Annotated in this window: 22 protein-coding genes; 8 read left to right on the top strand and 14 right to left on the bottom strand. The window is 48.5% G+C overall.

The annotated features are described in order from the left end of the window. Window positions 1-38: 38 nt before the first annotated feature. Both HNY42_RS02715 and HNY42_RS02710 read right to left on the bottom strand, forming a co-directional pair. A complete protein-coding gene (locus HNY42_RS02715) occupies window positions 39-533 on the bottom strand; it encodes a YwhD family protein (protein WP_131503271.1) in 495 nt (164 codons plus the stop codon). Between the two features lie 70 nt (window positions 534-603). Beyond that, window positions 604-1131 carry a hypothetical protein gene (locus HNY42_RS02710; RefSeq protein ID WP_114597146.1) on the bottom strand — a complete coding sequence of 176 codons (528 nt, stop codon included), beginning with the start codon at window positions 1129-1131 and terminating at the stop codon, window positions 604-606. A 167-nt stretch (window positions 1132-1298) separates the two neighbouring features. On the opposite strand from HNY42_RS02710, the gene HNY42_RS02705 reads away from it, so the two are divergent. Both HNY42_RS02705 and HNY42_RS02700 read left to right on the top strand, forming a co-directional pair. Beyond that, entirely contained in the window at window positions 1299-1484 is a 186-nt protein-coding gene (locus HNY42_RS02705) for a 2-hydroxymuconate tautomerase (protein WP_114597147.1), read from the top strand. Between the two features lie 75 nt (window positions 1485-1559). After that, window positions 1560-2189 (top strand): NAD(P)-dependent oxidoreductase, encoded by a 630-nt coding sequence (locus tag HNY42_RS02700; RefSeq protein ID WP_131503270.1) that lies wholly within the window; start codon window positions 1560-1562, stop codon window positions 2187-2189. A gap of 88 nt (window positions 2190-2277) precedes the next feature. Here HNY42_RS02700 and HNY42_RS02695 read toward each other — a convergent pair whose 3' ends face one another. From HNY42_RS02695 to HNY42_RS02685, 3 genes are all read right to left on the bottom strand, one after another. Next, window positions 2278-3456 (bottom strand): NupC/NupG family nucleoside CNT transporter, encoded by a 1179-nt coding sequence (locus tag HNY42_RS02695; protein WP_114597149.1) that lies wholly within the window; start codon window positions 3454-3456, stop codon window positions 2278-2280. Window positions 3457-3580: 124 nt separating this feature from the next. After that, entirely contained in the window at window positions 3581-4432 is an 852-nt protein-coding gene (locus tag HNY42_RS02690; protein ID WP_131973401.1) for an aminoglycoside phosphotransferase family protein, read from the bottom strand. Further along, the gene (locus HNY42_RS02685; RefSeq protein WP_188005020.1) at window positions 4429-5733 is read right to left on the bottom strand and encodes an HD domain-containing protein; all 1305 of its coding nucleotides are present in this window, start codon (window positions 5731-5733) and stop codon (window positions 4429-4431) included. Before HNY42_RS02685 ends, HNY42_RS02690 begins: the two co-directional genes overlap by 4 nt. A 155-nt stretch (window positions 5734-5888) precedes the next feature. On the opposite strand from HNY42_RS02685, the gene HNY42_RS02680 reads away from it, so the two are divergent. After that, a complete protein-coding gene (locus HNY42_RS02680) occupies window positions 5889-6710 on the top strand; it encodes an octanoyl-[GcvH]:protein N-octanoyltransferase (protein ID WP_131503267.1) in 822 nt (273 codons plus the stop codon). Between the two features lie 17 nt (window positions 6711-6727). After that, the gene (locus HNY42_RS02675) at window positions 6728-7576 is read left to right on the top strand and encodes a DegV family protein (protein ID WP_188005019.1); all 849 of its coding nucleotides are present in this window, start codon (window positions 6728-6730) and stop codon (window positions 7574-7576) included. 126 nt (window positions 7577-7702) lie between these two features. On the opposite strand, the gene HNY42_RS02670 is transcribed toward HNY42_RS02675, so the two are convergent. The 7 genes from HNY42_RS02670 to HNY42_RS02640 form a co-directional block, all read right to left on the bottom strand. Beyond that, window positions 7703-9223 carry a flotillin lipid rafts scaffold protein FloT gene (locus HNY42_RS02670; protein WP_131503265.1) on the bottom strand — a complete coding sequence of 507 codons (1521 nt, stop codon included), beginning with the start codon at window positions 9221-9223 and terminating at the stop codon, window positions 7703-7705. Then, window positions 9220-9741 carry an NfeD family protein gene (locus tag HNY42_RS02665; RefSeq protein WP_131503264.1) on the bottom strand — a complete coding sequence of 174 codons (522 nt, stop codon included), beginning with the start codon at window positions 9739-9741 and terminating at the stop codon, window positions 9220-9222. The genes HNY42_RS02670 and HNY42_RS02665 overlap by 4 nt, the downstream gene beginning before the upstream one ends. Next, the gene (locus HNY42_RS02660; protein WP_131503263.1) at window positions 9731-9982 is read right to left on the bottom strand and encodes a hypothetical protein; all 252 of its coding nucleotides are present in this window, start codon (window positions 9980-9982) and stop codon (window positions 9731-9733) included. Before HNY42_RS02660 ends, HNY42_RS02665 begins: the two co-directional genes overlap by 11 nt. Before the next feature lie 165 nt (window positions 9983-10147). Continuing rightward, on the bottom strand, window positions 10148-11347 hold the full coding sequence (locus HNY42_RS02655; protein WP_188005018.1) for a Bcr/CflA family multidrug efflux MFS transporter: 1200 nt from the start codon (window positions 11345-11347) through the stop codon (window positions 10148-10150). A 17-nt stretch (window positions 11348-11364) separates the two neighbouring features. Beyond that, window positions 11365-12498 carry a YfbR-like 5'-deoxynucleotidase gene (locus HNY42_RS02650; RefSeq protein ID WP_131503261.1) on the bottom strand — a complete coding sequence of 378 codons (1134 nt, stop codon included), beginning with the start codon at window positions 12496-12498 and terminating at the stop codon, window positions 11365-11367. A 59-nt stretch (window positions 12499-12557) separates the two neighbouring features. Next, window positions 12558-13313, bottom strand: a complete 756-nt coding sequence (locus tag HNY42_RS02645; protein ID WP_131503260.1) for a TerC family protein — start codon at window positions 13311-13313, stop codon at window positions 12558-12560. A 153-nt stretch (window positions 13314-13466) separates the two neighbouring features. After that, window positions 13467-14324: a TerC family protein gene (locus HNY42_RS02640; protein WP_131503259.1), complete on the bottom strand. Its 858-nt coding sequence runs from the start codon at window positions 14322-14324 to the stop codon at window positions 13467-13469. A 312-nt stretch (window positions 14325-14636) separates the two neighbouring features. Between HNY42_RS02640 and folE2 the strand changes: the two genes are divergently transcribed. From folE2 to HNY42_RS02620, 4 genes are all read left to right on the top strand, one after another. After that, complete coding sequence (folE2, locus tag HNY42_RS02635) at window positions 14637-15542, top strand: GTP cyclohydrolase FolE2 (RefSeq protein WP_131503258.1); 906 nt, start codon at window positions 14637-14639, stop codon at window positions 15540-15542. 100 nt (window positions 15543-15642) lie between these two features. Then, window positions 15643-17409: a LytS/YhcK type 5TM receptor domain-containing protein gene (locus HNY42_RS02630; RefSeq protein WP_188005017.1), complete on the top strand. Its 1767-nt coding sequence runs from the start codon at window positions 15643-15645 to the stop codon at window positions 17407-17409. Continuing rightward, entirely contained in the window at window positions 17390-18085 is a 696-nt protein-coding gene (locus HNY42_RS02625) for a LytR/AlgR family response regulator transcription factor (protein WP_131973409.1), read from the top strand. The genes HNY42_RS02630 and HNY42_RS02625 overlap by 20 nt, the downstream gene beginning before the upstream one ends. Window positions 18086-18220: 135 nt before the next feature. After that, window positions 18221-20014 carry a carbon starvation CstA family protein gene (locus tag HNY42_RS02620; RefSeq protein ID WP_131973410.1) on the top strand — a complete coding sequence of 598 codons (1794 nt, stop codon included), beginning with the start codon at window positions 18221-18223 and terminating at the stop codon, window positions 20012-20014. A gap of 53 nt (window positions 20015-20067) precedes the next feature. On the opposite strand, the gene HNY42_RS02615 is transcribed toward HNY42_RS02620, so the two are convergent. Together HNY42_RS02615 and HNY42_RS02610 are read right to left on the bottom strand one after the other, a co-directional pair. After that, entirely contained in the window at window positions 20068-20511 is a 444-nt protein-coding gene (locus tag HNY42_RS02615) for a GDYXXLXY domain-containing protein (RefSeq protein WP_131973411.1), read from the bottom strand. Continuing rightward, a complete protein-coding gene (locus HNY42_RS02610; protein ID WP_188005016.1) occupies window positions 20508-21701 on the bottom strand; it encodes a DUF2157 domain-containing protein in 1194 nt (397 codons plus the stop codon). The genes HNY42_RS02615 and HNY42_RS02610 overlap by 4 nt, the downstream gene beginning before the upstream one ends. Window positions 21702-21718 lie beyond the last annotated feature (17 nt).

The raw sequence follows: 21718 nt of genomic DNA, 5'->3' as shown, positions 1-21718 counted from the left end.
AAAGTGCCAACTCTTTCACAGAGTCGGCACTTTTATTTTTAAGTGAGCGCTTCATGCAACTCAGGTTCAGCATTTTCCCACATCTCCGGTTTATGTGTTTGCAGGAAGTCACGCAACAAGTGTTTCGATGTATCGTCCATATGATCGACGACAATCCGTCCTTTTAACGATTTATCCATCTTATTGACATGATCTGCTAAAATCTTAAAGCCGCGTCGTGCTTCGACATCAACTAACAGGTCACACGCTGCGACGCCACCGTAATAAAATCCTTCCGGTTTCCGGCCAACCGTCACCCAAACGATCCAGTACAGCTTTCCGTTTGGTGAATCCGCCTTGTCCGTCGTGAATTTAATCCGTTTCTCGATAGCTGCTTTCGCATGCATCGCACCCATATCAATATAGGCTTCACCGTCTTCCGGCGAGATGATGACCGGTGACATGCTGTTCAGACTGAGTGTTCCGACACCAAATCCACCATGCCCGTCCGTTGAGTTATCTGAAATGATATTGAAGTTAATTTTCTTTTCCATCGTTTACTTGTCCCCTTTTACTACTGTTGCTTCTATCATACCGCATCCAACAGTCGGTGCAAGCCTTCGTTTACCGCTTGAGTGTCTCAAGCTGCTCCCGGGTGACACGACGGATCGTTGGTAACCGCAGACATTCGAGGGACGTGAGTTCTTCATGAGCGGGTGGATTCAACTCTTCCAGTTGCACCAATGCCCGGTCATACAACGTTTGCGAGGCACGACCGAACAGAACAATCCGCTCCAGTGATGAACATTTCGAACGAATCGCCCGTAATTGCTTGGCCAGTTCCCGAATCCGCTCTGCCAACTCGTCTTCAATATCAGGTGTCGGTTTACGATTTTGAAAAATCGGCTTGAAGCGGTCCTCATCCCGAAGCAACGTCAACATCCCGTAGCGTTTTGCTTCTTCATTTCCGACAAGCGCTGCCAATTCCTTATCCGTCACGAGCCGTCCAAACGGAATATTTTGATCAAATAAGACATCTGCGACTTCGAGACCTTTTGCGCCTGATAACGGGTATGTGTTGTCTTCTGGTAAAGCGCGGTCAAAAATCAGTAGCGTATGGATTTTTTTACGAATCACCGGTTCCATCTCCATGCCTTCACCTCATCCTCATCATTTATTAAGTACTACTTCTTGCTTCCGACAGACTATTCCTGTTCTATACCCATCTTTTTCAATTTCAATGTGCGGTTTGACGGAACCCGGGTGGCGTACGGTATACTGAGGGCGTATTGTACTTATGCTAAGAGGAGGAATCTGACATGCCTTACGTTACTGTTAAAATGTTATCCGGACGCACAGTGGAGCAAAAACGTGCTTTGATCGAAAAAGTCACAGCAGCCGTTTCTGAATCCGTCGATGCGCCAAAAGAAAATATTACGGTTTTCATCGAAGAGATGGAGAAAACCGATTACGGTCAAGCCGGCGTCATGTTCGCCGACAAATAAACACTTTTCAGGAGGAACGATTTAACCCGTCGTTCCTCCTGTTCCATATACTTATCACAGGAAGGATGAATCATCATGGCAAAAGTCAGCTTACTTGGGGCAACCGGACGTACAGGACGGCCTTTACTGGATTTACTATTGGAGAAAGGACATGACGTCCGGGTCCTTGTCCGATCGGAGCAGCATGGACTACCTGACCATCCCCACTTGACGGTTATAAAAGGAGATGCGACGGATGCAGACGATCTCGAACGGGTCATCGCTGGGACGTCTGCCGTCTTCAGCTGTTTAGGAACCGATCAAAAACAAATTCTTTCTGTTGCGGTTCCCCACCTCATCATTAAAATGAAAGAACAGCAAATCGAACGAATCGTGTTCGTCGGAACGGCCGGCATCCTTGATGCTTCGGAAGAACCGGGAAAATATCGTTTCCAATCCAGTGAATCCCGTCGTCGCTCGACGATTGCAGCTGAAGATCATCTCAAAGCCTACTTGACGTTAAAAGACGCAGATGTCGACTATACCATCATTTGTCCGACACAACTCGTCGAAGAAGATGCGATCGAGGACGTCTTGATTGAATCCAATCGATTCACCCACGAAACCGGTCCAATCCCCCGCATCAATGTCGCCCGCTTCGCTTATGACGTTTACGATGAAGGGCTGTTCCATCGCGAACGGGTCGGAATTGCTTCACGCGGCTAAAAATAGTAGAAACCAAAAGCAGGACCCGATTTTCTAGTCGGGTCCTGCTTTGTTTTAAGAAATGACAGATCTGCCATTCGTATGCGATTTAGAGTAAGATACTGACGACGATTGCCGTCAAGACACTGACGAGTGTTGCTCCGTAAAGCAATTTCAGTCCGAAGCTCGCTGCAACACTTCCTTGGCGATCGTCGAGTCCTTTGACAGCACCCGCGATGATCCCGATTGACGAGAAGTTGGCGAATGAAATCAAGAAAACGGAAACGATTCCAAGTGTCCGTGCTGAGAATTCTTTTGCGTATTCAGGCAGGCTGAGCATCGCGACGAATTCGTTTGTAATCAGTTTCGTTGCCATGATACTACCGGCACTGACTGCTTCCGCCCACGGAATCCCCATGATGAAAGCGAATGGTGCGAAGATATAACCGAGAATATCCTGGAACGAGATACCGAGAACCATCAAGAAGATATCGTTGACCATGCCGATCAAAGCATTGTATCCGATCAACATCGCGCCGACGATGATCGCGACTTTGAATCCATCCATGATGTATTCGCCGAGCATTTCGAAGAACGTTTGTTTTTCTTCCACGATTTCCAAAATGTCTTCTTTTGGATCAACTGTATACGGATTGATGATTGAAACGATCATGAATCCACCAAACAGGTTCAAGACGATTGCTGTGACGACATATTTCGGTTCGACCATCGTCATGTATGCACCGACGATTGACATTGAAACTGTCGACATCGCAGACGCACATAATGTATACAGACGGTGAGGAGGTAATTTACCAATTTGCTTTTTAACCGTGATGAATACTTCTGATTGACCGATCGCTGCTGACGCTACGGCGTTATATGACTCAAGTCGTCCCATTCCGTTAATTTTCGAAAGGACGAACCCGACTCCGCGCATTAAGAGCGGCAGGATTTTCGTGAACTGCAAAATTCCGATTAAAGCCGAGATGAAAACGATTGGCAACAGGACGTTGATGAAGAATGGTTGCGCGCCTTCGTTCGCTAATCCACCGAAGACAAAGTTGATACCGATCGCGGCATAACTGAGCAATTTTTCGAAGACTTGAGCGATCCCTTTAATGACGATATAGCCGAATGACGTGTTCAACAGAATGTATCCCAGGACAAGCTGAAGCACTAGCATGACCGCAAGCGGTTTCAATTTGATGCTTTTACGATTACTGCTGACAAGGTATGCCAAACCAAACACGATGACAAGTCCCAGTATTGCGATTAAATATTTCACGAACTATCCCTCAATCCATAGTTTATTTTATCAGTTGTACATAAGTACGAGGTCTGACGTTCAATCTCTTTCCCAAGTACTACAATAATCAACATTCGGAAGAACTGCAAGGGGTAAAGTTCATTTAGTAACCGCTTTCGTCATTTTCATAAACTTTCAATACAATGTTTTCCATCCGTTCCCGAACATTGCCCTGACTGATGTTTGCCTTCCCATATGCTTTCCAACCGGGATAAACATCGAGGGTGTCCGGTTCAAAATCAAAAACAGCTGTTAAATCCCATTTCCGATCGTACGAAAATCCACTGCAAGCAATATATTCAGCTAAAAATTGATCTGCTGCTTCGACCGATTCAAGCAACGCCAGATTTAATCGGCAATGGGCGACATCTGCTTCAATGGGTCCAACACAGCCACTAATCCAATCGACTACGTTATACTTTTCAGCTGATTCGTATAACACATTGACCGGATGAAAATCGCGGTGGATGAATCGAACTTGTTGACTCGTTGCCGGCGGTTCTGCCACAGCCCGTTGCCACATTTCCTTTTGAACTGCCCAAAAAGGAACCGTTCGCTTTGTCACGTATGGTGCATACCGGTACAAGGCTTCTGGAACCGGCAGTTGATGAATCGCAACTAACGTTTTTGCCAATTGTTTGAGGTACGCTCGATTTAACGGTTCGAGTCGGACTTCTCCCGGTAAACACGTCATTTGAATCCATGGGGGAATCTCCCCCTCCCACGTCAATTGATAATTTTCGACATCCGGCCCTAATCTACCGGTCGCCCGTAACGCAAAGACCTCGTGCGCGACGAGGTCCGGTTCCTGTTTTAGCCAGGCAGGATTGGTATGAATTCGAAAAACACTATTCCCCGCTCGAAACACGTACGAGGAAGTCGCTCCTATTAAGGGGATAACCGCTTTCCCTTCCAAGCCGGCATACTTTAAGATGGTTGCGATGATATTGTTCATATTTCTTCTCCAAGTAACAATTGATCGATTTGCATCTTCTCGTTCGCAAATTCCCGTAAGTCATGCAGGATTTCCTGCGGGAAAAATAGCTTTTCATCCGTCTGACGTGAATTGGCAATCGCCTGAACGAGCGGCGAGACTTGCGAGATCTCTTTCATCTGACCATTTTTCATCTGCAGCATGATCGGTTGTTTACTGATTTCGCCATTATCTCCATATAAGTCGTACGGCAGGCGGCTGAGCTTGTCTTCGAGCAGATAATAGGTTGGATCGAGCCCGATTTTTTCAAATAAGGCACAAAGTTTTTCGTGGACACGCGCGCGCTTTTCTGCCGGATAATCCACATATTTAAATAATTTCCGATCCACGAACCGGCGTGCTAAATCGCTTAATACGTCGTCCTCTTCCTCTGCCCACTGCTGGAAATAGAAGTAGACGATCGTCTCATCCAGTGCCAGATAATTCTTCAGCGACATCTGTTGTGTAAAAAGTGGACTTAAGTGCACCGGATCAATCGTGAAGGCATACCCGCCCGTATACAGTTCTTTTGCCCGCTCAAGAATCGCTTTTAATAAGTAATCGCTCGAACGCGTCACGGGATGGAGATAGACCTGCCAGTACATCTGATAACGCCGCATGATGTAATCTTCGATCGAATGCATCCCGGACTGCTTGACGACCATCTGATTCGGTGCCGGACGCAGGACACGCAACATCCGTTCGAGATCAAACTTTCCGTAACTGACACCGGCGAAATGTGCATCCCGCAACAAGTAATCCATCCGGTCGACATCGAGCTGGGAACTGATCATCGTCACAAGCAATTGATTGGGATGGGTTTTGTTGATGATTGACGCGACTTCTTCTGCAAATCCTTCCCCGACCTGATCGAGGACCTGTTTGATTTCTGTATCCCCAAGGATAATCCGTTCCGTCCATTCTTCATGATCAACACCAAACACATTCTCAAAGGCATGGGAAAACGGACCATGACCGACATCGTGCAAGAGTGCGGCGACGAGTGTCAATTCGCGGTACTGATCGTCCCAGTCGGCGCGACCATTAAAGACATCAATCAATTGACGGGTAATCTCGTACACGCCAAGCGAGTGATGAAAACGGGTATGCTCGGCTCCATGGAACGTCAAAAATGATGTGCCGAGCTGTTTAATCCGGCGCAGACGTTGAAATTCTTTTGTTCCGATTAATTGCCAAATCAATTGGTCGCTGACATAGATGTAGCGATGAACGGGATCCTTGAATACTTTTGTTTCTTTTAGCTGTCCCAGTGACTGATACATACACTCTCTCCTTTAGTAGCTCGTTCTCGATCGGTATAGTTCATAGTTCGGTTTGAAACGGTCCGTTCCTGTTGCTTCACTGGCTTCTTATTAAAAAGTTTACACTGCCGTATGCTATAATAATGTCGCAAATCTAGAAAAAAAGGAACGAGCCTATGGGAATCGAACTCTTAAAACAAGAACATTATCGTATTTTTGATCAAACGTCACTCGGAAACACCTTTCATGCCACACAATCGTTTGCGATGGACGATACATTGTGCGCCTCCGTCGCTACAGAGGGTGCCGCCATCCGCTCCTGGGTCCACCATGAAACGGTTGTCCTTGGGATTCAAGATGCGCGTCTCCCTCATCTCGATGATGGAATCGACGTCTTACACGCTCATGGTTTTCAACCGGTCATCCGCAATTCCGGCGGGCTGGCCGTCGTGCTCGATGCCGGTGTCCTGAACATCTCGCTTGTCCTCCCGGAACGCGGTGGAATCGATATCGACAGCGGCTATGAAGCAATGCTCGCCCTTGTCCGGCAGATGTTCGCCGAAGAAACCGATGCCATCGTCGCCGGTGAGGTCGTCGGATCATATTGCCCCGGATCCTATGATTTATCGATTGCCGGCAAAAAGTTCGCCGGTATTTCACAGCGGCGTGTCCGCGGAGGCGTCGCGGTTCAAATTTACCTCTGCGTGAACGGCAGTGGCAGTGCCCGGGCGCAACTTGTCCGTGATTTTTATGCTGCCGCCCTACAAGGAGAAGCGACCAAGTTCGTGTATCCGACAGTCGTTCCCGAAACAATGGCCTCTTTGGAAGAGCTGTTGCAACTCCCCTTCACGGTCGAAGACTGCTTGGTACGTGTTTACCGCTCCTTAATGGAACTTGGCGCGACACTCACGCCGTCCGTCTTGAGCGAGGTCGAGAACGAACGCTTCGGTGTAAACCTGGGTCGGATGTTGGATCGAAATGAAAAAGTCCTAGGTTGATAAAGGAGAGAACGAACATGGTACGTTTTATTACTGACAGCGGTGCTGATGCACCTAAAGAATTACTAGACGCTTACGGCTTCACCGTCATGCCGTTCGGCGTGTTGATTGACGAAGAGACATTTTTCGACGGCGAATCGATTTCACCGGTCGAATTATATGAAAAAATGCGGAACGGGGCGGCACCAAAGACGTTTCAAGTAGAAGTGTCACGGATGGTCGAAGTCTTTACAGAACACTTTAAACAAGGTGAATCGTTCATCTATCTGGCTTTCTCAAGCGAACTATCCGGTACGTATCAAACCGCAACGATGCTCGCAGCAGAACTTGCTGAAACGTATCCGGATGTCCCCTATGCCATCATCAACACGAAAACAGCCTCGACCGGTCAAGGACTGTTCGTGTTAGATGTCGCTGAATTTGCGAAAACCCATTCGTTTGAGGAAACAAAAGCGTATGCCGAACAAAAAATCAATACCGTCCGTCATTTGTTTACGGTCGAATCGCTCGAATACCTGATGCGGGGCGGCCGTGTTTCGCGGGCCAGTGCTTTCATCGGTGGTTTACTGTCGATTCTTCCACTTTTGACGGTCGAAGACGGGAAACTGATTCCAAAAGAAAAGATCCGCGGTCAGAAAAAAGTCATGAACCGGATTGTCGAATGGATGGAAGAAGCACGTCCGTCGATCGATGGACACCGCATCATCATCGGGCACGGCGACTCGATCGAACGCGCGGAACAACTCAAACAATTGATTGAAACCCAGTTCGCACCAAGCGAAGTTTTAATTACGATTGCCGGCGCGGCGATCGGCTCGCACACCGGTCCCGGATTAATCGTCATCGGCTATGATTTACCGGCCTGATTCGTCATTTAAAAAATCCGAATGTCCCCACCTCTTCTTATGGATAGAGGGATGGGAGCATTCGGATTTTTTTAGTTATTTTATTAAAGATAACCTTTTACGAAGTCATTAAATTCGAGTTCGGTTTCATTCAGATTTGCCGGACACAACTGGTTCCCCTTGATTCAAGTTGACCGTCAATGGTTTCGCCGTTCCTTTACCCGAGAAGTTTTCAATCAAGTCTTTGACATCGATGCCGGATGACGCTTTCAGTGTCTCCTGCAATGACGCCATCAAGTCGGTTGCGTATCCGGTCACCCGGTTTGCTCCGCCGCCTTCGCCGCTCCCTGTATCGACGACTGTAATCTTGTCGATGTTGCCGAGTGGTGCTGCGACCTGTTTCGCATATTCCGGCATCATCCGGACAACCATGTCGAGAATCGCCGCTTGTCCGAACTGTTCGAACGCTTGAGCGATCTTTTCTTTCGCTTCCGCTTCCGCGAGACCCTTCAGACGGATGATATCGGCTTCTGTCTCCCCTTGCGCCCGCTCTGCTTCCGCTTTCGCAAGACCGTCAAGACGAATCCGTTCAGCGTCGGCTTTGGCAGAGGCTTCAATCCGGTACTTCGTCGCATCAGCTTCCGCATATTGTTTCGCCCGGTCGGCTTGGGCCGCCTGCTCAATGGAATAACGGTCAGCGTCCGCCCGTTTTTTGACTTCCGCATCGTATTGTTTCTCACGACGAAGAATCTCGCGTTCTTCGAGCTCAATTTGTTTCTGACGTTCGATGATTTTAATTTGCATCTGTTGTTCCGTGACTTCCTGCTGGGCGCGTGCATTTTCAAGATCATACGCCTGGTCGGCTTTCGCTTTTGCGATATCCTGCTCGCGGCGGTAATCTGCCATCTTCAGTTGATTTTCTTTTTCCGCTTCCGCAATTTCCGTTGCCCGTTCGAGTTCAGCTTTTTTCGCATCTTTTGAGGCTTCCGCCCGCTTGATCCGTGTTTCTTTTTCTGCGTCGGCTGTTGCGATATCGGCATCGCGGCGGACCTGGGCAATCCGCGGTTTCCCGAGTGATTCCAAATAACCGTTTTTATCGCGGACGTCTTTGATCGTGAACGAGACGATGATCAGTCCCATTTTCGCTAAATCCTGTGACGCGACACGTTGCACTTCCTGTGAGAATTTATCACGGTTTTTGTAAATTTCTTCGACTGTCATCGAACCAAGAATTGACCGTAAGTGCCCTTCAAGGACTTCCCGTGCTTCGCCTTCTCGGTCTTCTTTTGATTTACCGAGGAATTGTTCGGCTGCCGTCGCGATTTCAGAAATCGAGCTGCCGATTTTGATGATTGCTGTCCCGTCTGCCATGACCGGAACACCCTGCTCTGTATAGACTTCCGGTGTCGTCACTTCGAGCTTGCTCGACAGCAGACTGAGCGGGGATGCTTGTTGAAAGACAGGTAAGATAAACGCTCCGCCGCCACGGATGATTTTGACCCGGTTGCCGGATTCATCAGTGTTGACGGTCGGACTGTTCCCGAGATAACTCCCGGACACAATCAACGCTTCTTCCGGTCCGACTGTGCGGTACTTTGTGACGAATAAGGCGATCAGCGCTAAAATCAGTGCGCCGGCTATGATTGCTACAATAATAATCGGATTCATGAAAACATCTCCTCTTTCCACTGCGTAGGATAGGTCATGACATGCGCCACGCCTTGTTTAATTTCAATGATGATGACTTTTGTTCCTTGTGCCAGAGCCGGACCTTCAAAAAGAACGGCGGATTTGGCAATCCGTCCTGACACATCATCGACGAGAATTTCACCGTAGCCGTCCTCCGGAATCGGGAGGATGACGATGGCACTGCGTCCTTCAAGCGTCTGTTCCGAAAAACTGATGGATTGCTCCGCTTTCGCAAGCGGTACAAAAATGAATAAATGCAACAAAGACGTCAAGATGAGACTGATACCGGCACTGATCAGCAAAATAACGAGCGAACCAAGTGACGTCAGATGCTCGAGTCCGAATCCGAAAGCGGATGTCAAAATGACAAAGGACAGGATTAACGTCGGATGAAAGATTTGATCAATACCGGGAATCAAGTCTGAAAAAACGACAGACAGTAAAACACCGCAGGCAGCAGCGGCAAGGGCATACAGATAAAGCGTACTAACGTCCATCTTCGGTCACCTCGATAAACGGATTCGATCCGTACAGTTGCCGGTAAGCTTGAAGGTACGCATGACGATTTTCTTCATATAACAATTCGGCTAATTCTTTTTCCCGTGGACTGTCTGCTTCCTGACATCTGCGGGCATACTTTTTTTGTGCCGCGTAATGCCGCGCCAATAAACTCTCCAGTGTCCTCTGATTCTTCGGTTCAGATACCGGCCGTGTATCCGAAAGAGATCGTTTTTTCATCCGCCTGCTCCTCTCTTCTTTGCTGAGCTCCTCTTTATTTACGGTTTATTTTTGGAAATAGTTTCAAAATCCACTGATTTTTTCTGACAGCATTTCTTCCAATACAGTCTTCAACAAAAAAACCGATTTCCTCAAAAAGGAATCGGCTTCATTGAATGCATCTTTTTATTGATTTCTTCGGACAATCAGTAAGGTATACACGAGCAATGCCAGACAATCAAGTGTCATGATGATCAAGCCCATCGGCAACGCCGACTCTTCCCCCATCACGCCAACGAGTGGCGAGACGAGTGAGCCGACAAGCATCGGCAACAGACCAAGCAAGGCCGAAGCACTTCCGGCCGTCGAACCGTAGTTTTGCATCGCCAAGGTAAAACCGAGCGTCGAAATCATCCCGACACTCGAAACGACGAAGAACAACGGAATCATAACGAGAATCAAGGAGTCGGATAACGTCAGCGCAAGAAACAGACAGATCCCGGCTAAGGCGACGACCGTCAAGGCGATCCGCATCATTTTCTCACTGTCGACGCGCCCGGCCAACCGTCCGGCCGTTTGGGCAGCCAGAATGATTCCGATCCCGTTCAGACCGAACAGAAAACTGAATTGTTGCGGACTCGCCCCGTAGATGTTTTGTAAAACGAACGGGGAACCGGAGATATACGCAAACATCGCACCCATCGCAAACGCTTGGGCAAAGGCATACCCGATGAAGGTCCGGTCTGACAGCAAGCGTCCAAACGTCCCGAAGGTCGTCTTCAAATTCCCTTCGACCCGGTGATGAACCGGCAGGGTTTCCGGCAACCGGAACGCGACTGCAATCAGCATCAACGTACTTAAGATGGCAAGCAGATAAAATACGACGCGCCAGTCGCCGAACCGCAAAATTTGGCCCCCGATGATCGGCGCCAAAATCGGTGCCGTTCCGTTGACCAGTGATAACGCCGCAAAAAACTTCGTCAATTCTGGCCCTTCGAACAAATCCCGGACGATCGCCCGCGAGATGACGATTCCGGATGCACCGGCTGCTCCTTGAACGAAACGTAAAGCAATCAAAATTTCAATCGTCGGCGCAAAGGCACAGGCGAGCGATGCCAGTAAATAGGCAAATAAGGCCAATATCAACGGACGTTTTCGTCCCCGGACATCACTGAGCGGACCGACGATGATCTGCCCGATTGCCATCCCGAGCATACAGGCGGTCAAGCTTAGTTGGATCGAGGAAGCACTGGCGCCAAATGAACGCGACATGTCCGGAAATGCCGGTAAATACATGTCAATCGAAAGTGGACCGAGTGCGGCGAGTGATCCTAAAATCAGGATTAGGGTCAATCGTTTGGTTTGAATCGGTGAAGTGTTCGTCATGATTTTCCTCCTTCCTATTAAGATGTCACGTAGTCTAAATCGTGTAAGACATAAGCTAAAAAGAAGACGACGGATGGATTTTCATAGGCCGTTTGGACTTTCTTCAACTGGGCCCGGTAACCGGTCTCATATTCCACACCATTCAATTTTCGTTCCATGTTCATCTTGATCAACGCATCGAGCTTATCGACGACATCAACCATCTGTCCTTCGTACGTATCATCTTTTGCTTCGACGACGAACCGGTGAAATTCCTTTCGCATCGAGGACGGCAACAAATTGATCAACGCTTCGCCTTCCGTCCGTTCATACGCTTCAAAAGCTGCTGCCGTGACCGGGGTCGCATGTTTGACAGGTCCGAGGACATCGCCTGTTGTCCCTTCGACCAGGTCATGACACAACAGACGCGAAACGACTTCTGCCGTATTGATCTTCACACCGTATTTTTTGGACTCAATCAATCCGTTGAACAAACCGAGTGATGCCGCACGGAACGCATGTGTCGCATCATTGTCGTCAATCGTATTGAATCGTCCTTTCCAGCGCCGAATCGTATCCATCATCAAGACGTTGTCAATGAAACGTGACATGTCATCCTCTGCCCAAACTGACTCCGTCAACGTCCGAATTGAAAACAACGGATGAACCGATAGTGCCTCTTTGAGTTCATTCGCCTTGTCGAGGAAAAACGTCGATCCCGTCACTTCTGCTTCCCGTTTCGCAAACAGCATCGCATCAAACGTGTCGATTGCTTCGACCAGCTTTCCTTCTGTTGAGTCATCTTCTGCAAACACCAGATAATTCGTGAAATCCGGTTGAAGGGACTTCGACAGCAACGCAACGAGTTTTTCACTCGCCTGGCGCTCCATCGCCTGGATGTGGGCATGCAACGTCGGTTCTTTTTTTGTCCGGTGTTTAATCGGTCCCGTGATGACCTCGTTCATATCGTGGAACAAGGATTTTCCAAGCAACGTCAATCGATCGTATTTAGTATCTGCTACCTCTTCTTCAATATAACTCGCCATCAAACTGAATAAAGCGACACGAAAGCTGTGACTCGCCGCATTATCCGGAAAGCGAGGGGCATATTCGTCCCAACGCGGGACATTCTGCATCCGTGTCAACATGCGAATAAAATTACCGTTTTGCATCGTCATCTCTCCTCATAAAAAACGGACAGAGGAATGATGACCCTGTCCGTTTCTAATTATTATTCGTCTGTTTTCGTACCACTTCTAAACCAACCTAACACTAAAATCAAGACGAGTACAATCCAGAAAATCGATTGCCAAAGCGTGCTTTCCGGGAATTCATGCGGTAAGACATGAATCGACGGATGCGCCAGTGTCATGACGACAAGCTTGACCCCGACCCACGCAACGAGCCAAAAGGCAGCTTCTTCGATTCCCGGCCGTTTTTGTAATAAGACGACAAACCAGCTGGCGAAGTAACGCATGATGACAAGTCCAATGATTCCGCTGAAGAAGACAACCCAGAATTGTCCTGTGTTCAAGCCGCCGATTGTTCCGCCGATCATTGGTAACGTCGTCGCCATCGCAACAGCTGCGAGCGTCGAGTCGACCGCGAACGCTAAATCCGAGAACTCGACTTTGACAACCGTCCACCAAAAGTTCGGCGACGCTTTTTGTGACGCCATTGCATCGGGAACCTGATGTTTGTTTGAACGTGCTTCGATAATCCCTTTGAAGGCAACATAGAACAAATAAATGGCGCCGAGTGCCTGAAGCTCCCAAATCGTCGCCAGGTAAGACGCGAAGAAAATCGCAACGAAGCGTAAAACAAGTGCTCCGATCAATCCATAAAACAATGCCTTTTTTCGTTGATCGTCCGGCAACGGACGCACGAGAACAGCCATGACCATGGCGTTATCAGCTGACAGCAGACCTTGTAAAATGATTAAAACAAGCCCAACCGTCGCATACTGTGTAATTAATCCAATATCCATAAAAACGAATCCCCTTTTTGTTCAGTAAGTTTATTATAAGGCCGCTTACCTAAAAGCAAAAGACTCAAGACTTAAATCTGACGGTTCTTTTTATCTGCTCTTCCGGATTAGTAGACAAAAAAAGACTCCCCTTGAAGGAGAGCCTAATTGAAATTACAGATTTTTTTCGACTTTCTTTTCAGCATCCGGATTTGATTTCGTCTTCGGAGAAGAGAACCAACCCCAGAGTGCGAGACCGACCATGACTGTCCAGAAGAAGATTTGCCACGGTGTGCTGTGGGCGAATCCTTCCGGAAGTTTCCATGCTTCGAAAATCGTACCTTCGATTGATGCATGGTATTTAGGGTGTTCGAGTGCGAGGACCGCAAGTTTTACACCGACCCAGGCAACGATGGCGAATGCTGCTGTTTCAAGACCCGGACGTTCCCCCAGTAACTTAACGAAGACGCGGGCTGCAAAACGCATCAGGACGACACCCATCAGTCCACCTGTCAAAATGACGACGAAGTGACCGGTGTTCAAGCCACCAATTTCACCTGTTCCCCAGTTCGGGAGCGCAACGGCAAGTGCGACGGCTGCCAAAATTGAATCGACGGCAAACGCGAGGTCGGCGAATTCAATCTTCGCGACTGTTTTCCAGAACTCGGCTTTAGAAACCGGCTCATCTGATTTCGGTTCTGCGTCGAGTTCATTTTCCGCCCCATGATTCTCACCGATTCGCCGGGCTTTGATCGTCTTATAAATATGCCGGAGTCCCATGATTAACAGGTAGGCGGCACCAAGTGCTTGGATCTGCCAAATATCGACGAGGAATGAGATTGCGAACAATGCTGCAAATCGAAGAACGAATGCTCCTGCTAATCCATAAAATAAAGCCTTTTTCTGCTGCTCGCCCGGTAAATGTTTTACCATGACGGCCAAGACAAGTGCGTTATCTGCCGAAAGGAGTCCTTCTAACGCGATTAAGACGAGGACAACCCAGGCATATTGAAGTACTAACTGCCAATCCATCTACTTCATTCCTTCCTAAGTTATGATTTTAAATTGAAAATCAAGTTTTCATTAGACACATCGTTTATGCGTTCATATGAACATATACTATAGGATAATATACCCGATTGCAAGCAAGTTATACCTGAAAATAAGCAAACTGTTTCTTCCGAGCCTTGTAAGTTTTGTTTTTAGGAAGGTTCGTGATAAAATTCATAGCAACGATACGTCGCGACAACACATTCACGGAATCATCAGACTTGCTCGTCTCTAGCATTCCTGTCATGTTATTACTACTTGCATTACTACAAAAGGACAAAGGGGCCGATATGAATGTCTACCTACCCGGTTACACTGCCAACCAAAGAAGAGCGCCACAAGCTGTTTGGTTCTGTTCCTCCTATTAAAGGGACAAAGCCGACTGAAAAAGATAAAATGATCGACTTGCAAAATACACCGAAGAATTTCCTATTCGCACTCGATGCTGTAGGAATTTCAAACGTCAAACATCCTGTCGTCATCCAAGACGGCGAATCGACACAAGCAACTGTCGCGACATTCGAACTGTCTACTTCGCTTGTTCAAGACCGTAAAGGGATCAACATGAGCCGTTTGACGGAACAACTTGATCAGTACCATAACGAGGGGTGGGTCATCACGAATGAATCCCTCATCCAATTCGCACGTGAACTTGCTGAGCGGATGGAACAGACCGAAGGACAATTGACCATCCGTTACCCATGGTTCTTCACACGTAAAGCGCCTGCAACAGGACTCGGCGGATTGATGAATGCCGAAGTCTGGCAAACAGTCAGCGTCGACACAGAAACAAACGAAGCGACCTTGTCTGTCGGTCTGACGATTAACGTCACGACACTTTGCCCATGTTCAAAGGAAATCAGCGAATACAGCGCGCATAACCAACGTGGTTATGTGACAATGGAAGCTTCATTACGCGATGAAGCGGATGATTTTAACTGGAAACAAGAACTTCTTGATGCAGCAGAATCAAATGCATCGGCACCTCTGCACCCGGTCCTGAAACGTCCGGATGAAAAACGTGTCACAGAGATGGCCTATGAAAACCCACGTTTTGTCGAAGATATGGTGCGCCTAATCGCCGCTGATCTTTACGAAATGGATGCCATCGCGTCGTTCTTCGTCGAATGCCGCAACGAAGAAACGATTCACCAGCATGATGCGATTGCACGCATCACCTTTGATAAAGATGCACAGTAATCTATAAGGAAACTCCAACCAATCCTCGGATCGGTTGGAGTTTTTTTTCGTTGTCCTCCTTTTCGGTAACGTTTACACTTAGGACGAATGGAGGGATGTCATGTTTGAACTCATACCCTTTTTACTGGAACGACTCGGAATCATGATCATTTTAGCGTTCATCCTCGCCCAGTGGGGACCGACAAGGCGTTTACTGAAACAGCCTGAAGCCGGCTGGCAGTTTGGGTTGTTGATTCTGTTTTTCGCCACATACGGGATTTTGAGTAACTACACCGGTGTCAAAGTCGATTTGGCCAAGTTTTTACCGCACACCTGGCTCGAACAGGTCGATGGTACATCGGCTATTGCGAATACACGGACGATGATTGTCGTCATCAGTGGATTGCTCGCCGGTCCACTCGGCGGCACGATCACCGGTCTGCTCGTCGGTGTTCATCGTTATACACTCGGTGGTTTTACCGCCTTTGCTTGTGCTTTATCGACTGTCGTCGCAGGAGGTGTCAGCGGCTTACTCCGTCCTTACTGGCGCGATCGTCTCGGCAGCCAAGCGTTATTACCGATTTGTCTGACCGGCTTTTTAATGGTTTTCGAAATGTCTTTAATTCTTCTGTTGTCCGATCCGTTTCCAGCCGCCCTCGAACTGGTCCAGTTCATCTTTCTTCCGATGACCGTCGTCAATGTCCTTGGAGTATGGCTGTTCTTATCAATCATCCGTCTCGCAACGCGGGAAGAAGAGCATGTCCGGGCCCGTGAAGCGGAACGCTCCCTGCATATTGCGGATTTGACCTTACCGTATTTGACACGCGGCTTAAATATCCAAACGGCTGAAGCCGTTGCCGATATCTTGTTACAACAAACACGCGCCGATGCCGTCTCCTTGACCGATCAATCGGTTATTTTGGCACATATCGGCGTCGGCAGTGACCACCATCGATCCGGCGGGCACTGGACGACCCGTCCGACGGAACATGTCCTGACAGACGGACAACTCCGCCTCGTCACTGATCAGGATGAGATTGGCTGTCCGAAAGCAGACTGCCCGTTACAAGCCGGAATCATCGCGCCGTTGACGATCGGTGAAACGACGATCGGGACATTGAAGGTTTATTATCCTCACCCTGAATTACTCGATGCGGTCGAAGTCGAATTGATCGAAGGACTGGCGAAGCTCTTTTCGACCCAACTCGCTCTCGGCAAAGCGGAACGGCAAGCCGGTTTATTAAAGGATGCCGAAATCCGCGCACTCGAAGCGCAAATTCATCCGCACTTTTTGTTTAATGCCATCAATACGATTTATGCGTCGTGCCGGACAGATGTTGAACAGGCCCGGACATTACTGCTGGAACTGTCGACCTTTTTCCGCAGCAATCTGCAAGGCGCCCGCTCGACGAAAATTCCATTGCAAAAGGAACTGGAACATATCGAAGCCTACATCTCGCTTGAAGCTGCCCGTTTTCCCAGCCGTCCGTTCGTTGATATTGATTTAGAGGAAGGCACAGAACAACTACTCGTTCCTCCGTTTATTCTCCAACCGTTAATCGAAAACGCCTTCCAACATGCGTTCAGTCCCGGACAAACCGGATATGTCGGTTTCACTGCCTGGTTGACCGCCGATCAATTGGTATTGGAAGTCGTCGATAATGGACGCGGGATTGAAGCGGAGCAACTCACACGCCTCGGCCGGGAAGTCATCGAATCGAGTGGCACCGGGACCGCCCTGTTCAATACTGCGGAACGAATCAAAAGCCTGTATGCCGAAAACGGTTCTTTCCGATTGACCAGTCAACCTGGAGAAGGTACGACCATTACCATCCATCTGCCGATCGAAACAGGAAAGGAGGCGCCGCATGCGCACGATCTTAATTGAAGATGAACCACTTGCCCGCGATGAACTACGGTATCATGTCGTCCGGGCCGGACTCGAAGTCATCGCTGAGACAGGACACGTCGGTGAGGCTGAACAACTCGTTCGGACGTTGCAACCGGATCTCGTGTTTTTAGATATCGAACTGATTGACGGGAGCGGGCTTGACGTCGCCAAACGTTTGCAATCGATGCCGCATCCGCCGGCGATTTTATTTGTGACGGCTTATGATGCCCATGCCCTCGAAGCGTTCGAACTGAACGCTTACGATTACATCTTAAAACCGTATGATCCGTCACGGATTATTCGGGCGATTGAAAAAATCATGCGAAAACCGGCGCTGAAAACACCGCGGATCGAACGATTGGCCGTCGAATCCGGAGAGCAGTTAAAATTGCTTTCCCCGCAGGATGTCGACTATATCGTCGCTGAAAGCGGAAAAACAAAAATCGTGACCCGTTCCGAATCCTATCCGTCAAATGATACGTTACAGGAACTTGAACGAAAATTATCGGATCACCGTTTTCTGCGGGTCCACCGCTCCTATCTCGTCAACCTGGCTGCCATCGAAGCGATCGAACCCTGGTTCAATGGTGCCTATACGATCAAGATCCAACAGATTGATGTACCTGTCAGTCGGACGTATGTCAAAGTCTTGAAGGAAGCTCTCGGTATCTGAGGGTTTTCTTTTTTCCGTTCATCCTTCTTTTTCGACATGTCATCGGTCAAAACGAACGGTTCATCCGCTTAACGAAAGAAAGCGCTTCCAAATCAAGTACACTTTTCTCATACCAGTTTATGAGGAGGTTCATACATGAGTGCTACACCAATTGTTATTGCCGTCATTTGTATTTTATTGATCGTTTATCGTCTTTATGGCACATTCATGGCTGTCAAAGTCTTAAAAATCAAAGAGGACCGGGAAACACCGGCCCATAAGTTTGCGGATGGAAAAGATTATGTCCCGACCAACAAATGGGTGTCGTTCGGTCACCACTTCGCAGCAATCGCCGCTGCCGGTCCGCTCGTCGGTCCTGTACTTGCTGCCCAGTTCGGCTACTTACCGGGACTGTTATGGCTCTTGATTGGTGCCGTCATCGGTGGCGCCGTCCACGATATGGTCGTCTTGTTCGCTTCGATGCGTCAAGATGGACAGTCGTTATCGGAAGTCGCTAAAAAAGAGCTTGGACCTGTCGCCGGTTTTTGTGCCGGTCTTGCGATGCTATTCATCATCACAATCACGATGGCCGGCTTATCAATGGTCGTCCTGCATGCCCTTGAGCACAATCCATGGGGAACATTCGCTGTTTTCTCGACCATTCCGATTGCAATGGGTGTCGGCATCTACTTACGAAAAGGCGGCAACCTCGCCTTGGCTTCAGTCGTCGGTTTCCTATTAATTCTTGCTGCGATTGGTTTCGGTCCCCAGTTGACTGACACGTTCATCGGAACATGGTTCGACCTGTCGTCACGTCAACTTGCGATTGCGTTACCGATTTATGCCTTCTTCGCTGCAGCACTGCCGGTCTGGTTGTTGCTTGCACCGCGTGATTACTTATCCAGCTTTATGAAAATCGGTGTCTTCCTGGCCTTGATCGTCGGTGTCTTCATCATCAACCCGGACATCCGCTTCCCGGCTTTCACGAAATTTGTCAACGGTGGCGGTCCCATCATTGCCGGTCCGGTCTGGCCGTTCATCTCCATCACGATTGCCTGTGGTGCGATTTCCGGCTTCCACGCCTTCGTCGGTTCCGGAACGACACCAAAGATGATCAATCGGTGGAGCGATATCAAACCGGTCGCCTTCGGTGCGATGCTTGTTGAGTGTCTCGTCGCTGTCATGGCTTTGATTGCCGCGACTTCCCTTGAAGTCGGTGATTACTTCGCCATCAACTCAACACCGGAAGTCTTTGCAACACTCGGGATGAGTACGGTCTATCTCGATGAATTGTCACGGGAAATCGGTCTCGATCTCGCCGGGCGGACTGGTGGAGCTGTTTCGCTGGCCGTCGGTATGACGTTTATCTTCCGGGCCATTCCCTGGTTCCGTGAAATTGCCGGCTTCTTCTTCCAATTCGTCATTCTCTTCGAAGCAGTCTTCATCCTGACAGCGATCGATGCCGGAACACGTGTAGCCCGCTACCTGATTCAAGATTTCTTCGGTGAATTCTACAAACCATTGAAACGTGTTGACTGGATTCCGGGTGCCATTTTTGCCAGTGCGCTTGGAACGTTCTTCTGGGGGTACCTGCTCTTCTCCGGCGACATCGGTTCGATTTGGGCCTTATTCGGTGTCTCGAATCAGTTGATGGCTTCCATCGGCTTGATCATCGGAACAACGATTATCCTGAAAATTGCCGATAAAAAAGTCTATGCGTTAACGACATTCATTCCACTTGTCTACCTGCTCGTAACGGTCACGTTCGCTGACATCTGGATGGTCGCCAATGTCTATGCAAACCCGGCCTCTGCCGGCTTCAGTATTCTGAATACGATCCTGTCGGTCACGATGGGCGTTTTAGCGATCGTCATCACGATTTCAGCTGTGCGGAAATGGATTGAATTGCTCAATTCACCGCGTTGGGAAAAAGTGAAAAAATCAGCTTAATCAAAACCGCTTGGATTGTACACGGATTTCGTGTATCCATCCAAGCGGTTTTTTTATTTACGAACACCCAAATCAGTTGCCCGAACCGTACCCCATGGCGAGACATCGGCTTTGACCACTAATTTTTTTTCATCTTCGTATCCTTTTCCTGTTCCCTGCTCCACATAATACTGGTTCAATTGGGGAATCGTGACGTATTTGTCATAATAATCTCCGGCAACTGAACCAAAAAAGCGTTCATTCGAGATACGGTCAATCTTGGCATAACCATCAGAATCCGTCGTAAACGTAACGTAGACCAATCCTTTTTTAACGGAATCCGCCGGCTTCAAGTCAGGATACTGCAACATGACATATTCACCGTAGACCGGGCTAAACGGATCATACGGTTCGGCCCGAAAACGATAGCTGTCACCGAACCAGGAAATGGAATAAAAACTGAGGATCACACCGAGGACAACGATAATTTGCAGGACTGGAAACAGATACCGTTTCATGACGGAACCCCTCCTTCATGACGTTTTCGAATCCACCACAAGACACCGGCAATCAGGAAGACGAGCAATGCACCGACAAGGAAGAATAACGACATATCGAGGCGATCCCAGGCATAGATGAAATAAATCGTCAGTTGGACGGCGATGAAGTAAACGAATGGAATCGTCAGGCGACGATCTTGGCGCTCCTGCACAATCAAATAGACAAAGGCAATGATTTCGACGAGCGCAGCAATCAAGATGGCTTGTTCGTCAAACCAAAGGAATCCGAACAAACCGAGCGGCAAAATCCAAAGAAGCGGACGGAATCTTTGATAAATCAAATAACCGACTGCGAGACCAAAAACGGCAAGTGCGATGGCTTCTCCTAAAGGAATGACAGAGTCCGTTGTTTCCGCACGGACTGTTAAATAGATCAGTGAATTGATTGCGGCGACGATTAAATAGAGGTTGTATAAAAAATGACGGTCCTCTTCCTGTTTGACGACGAGTAACATCGGGACAAGCGCGAACAAGGTCCAAATCGGCCAAAGGACACCGTCGTAAGAGACAAGTGCAAACAACTCAAGTCCCGATACATAAAGAAATAACCAACTAAGAATGAGCGACGGGAAGGACTGGCTGAAATAAAACCAGGCAAGCGAAACGATCACGACGAAGACAATCGATGTCCAGTCGAGGAACGTGGCGTGCTCACTTCCGAATCCGCCAACTCCGGTAAATATATTCAAACCCGAGATGAATGCGAGAATGGCATAGGCCGGATGACGCCACGTAAAGAAATGAGCCAGTGCAGCGAGAAAGACGGCCCAACCAATAAAGGAACCTTGCATGGACATATGGAAGCTCTGAACGGTGACGATGAGTGCTCCGGCAAAGGCAATTAATCCAAGAATTCGAAAAGCGACCGGATTCCAAATGGTACGCCGTTCCGATACATCTGCCAGAACATAACAACTGACCATGATGATCAAAACTAAACCGATTTTAATGAGGACAGGAATCACTTGCCAGTTGGCGGCTAAAAAACTGAGTAGTGCTAAACCGACAAATGTCAATCCGACAATCAACAACAGCGGAACACGTTTCTTTTTTTGGCGGTGGGCTTCATACTCTTTAATCCGTTGAATCGTCTCTGCGTCAATCAAACCAGCCTGTTGCCATTCCATTAATTTCGTCTGTCGTGCCATCACCAACACCTCCCGAT

It is taken from the genome of Exiguobacterium sp. Helios (assembly GCF_014524545.1).
Taxonomy (GTDB): Bacteria; Bacillota; Bacilli; order Exiguobacteriales; family Exiguobacteriaceae; genus Exiguobacterium_A.
The sequence above is the reverse complement of the archived record's forward strand: the minus strand, read 5'-3'. Positions and strand labels throughout refer to the sequence as shown.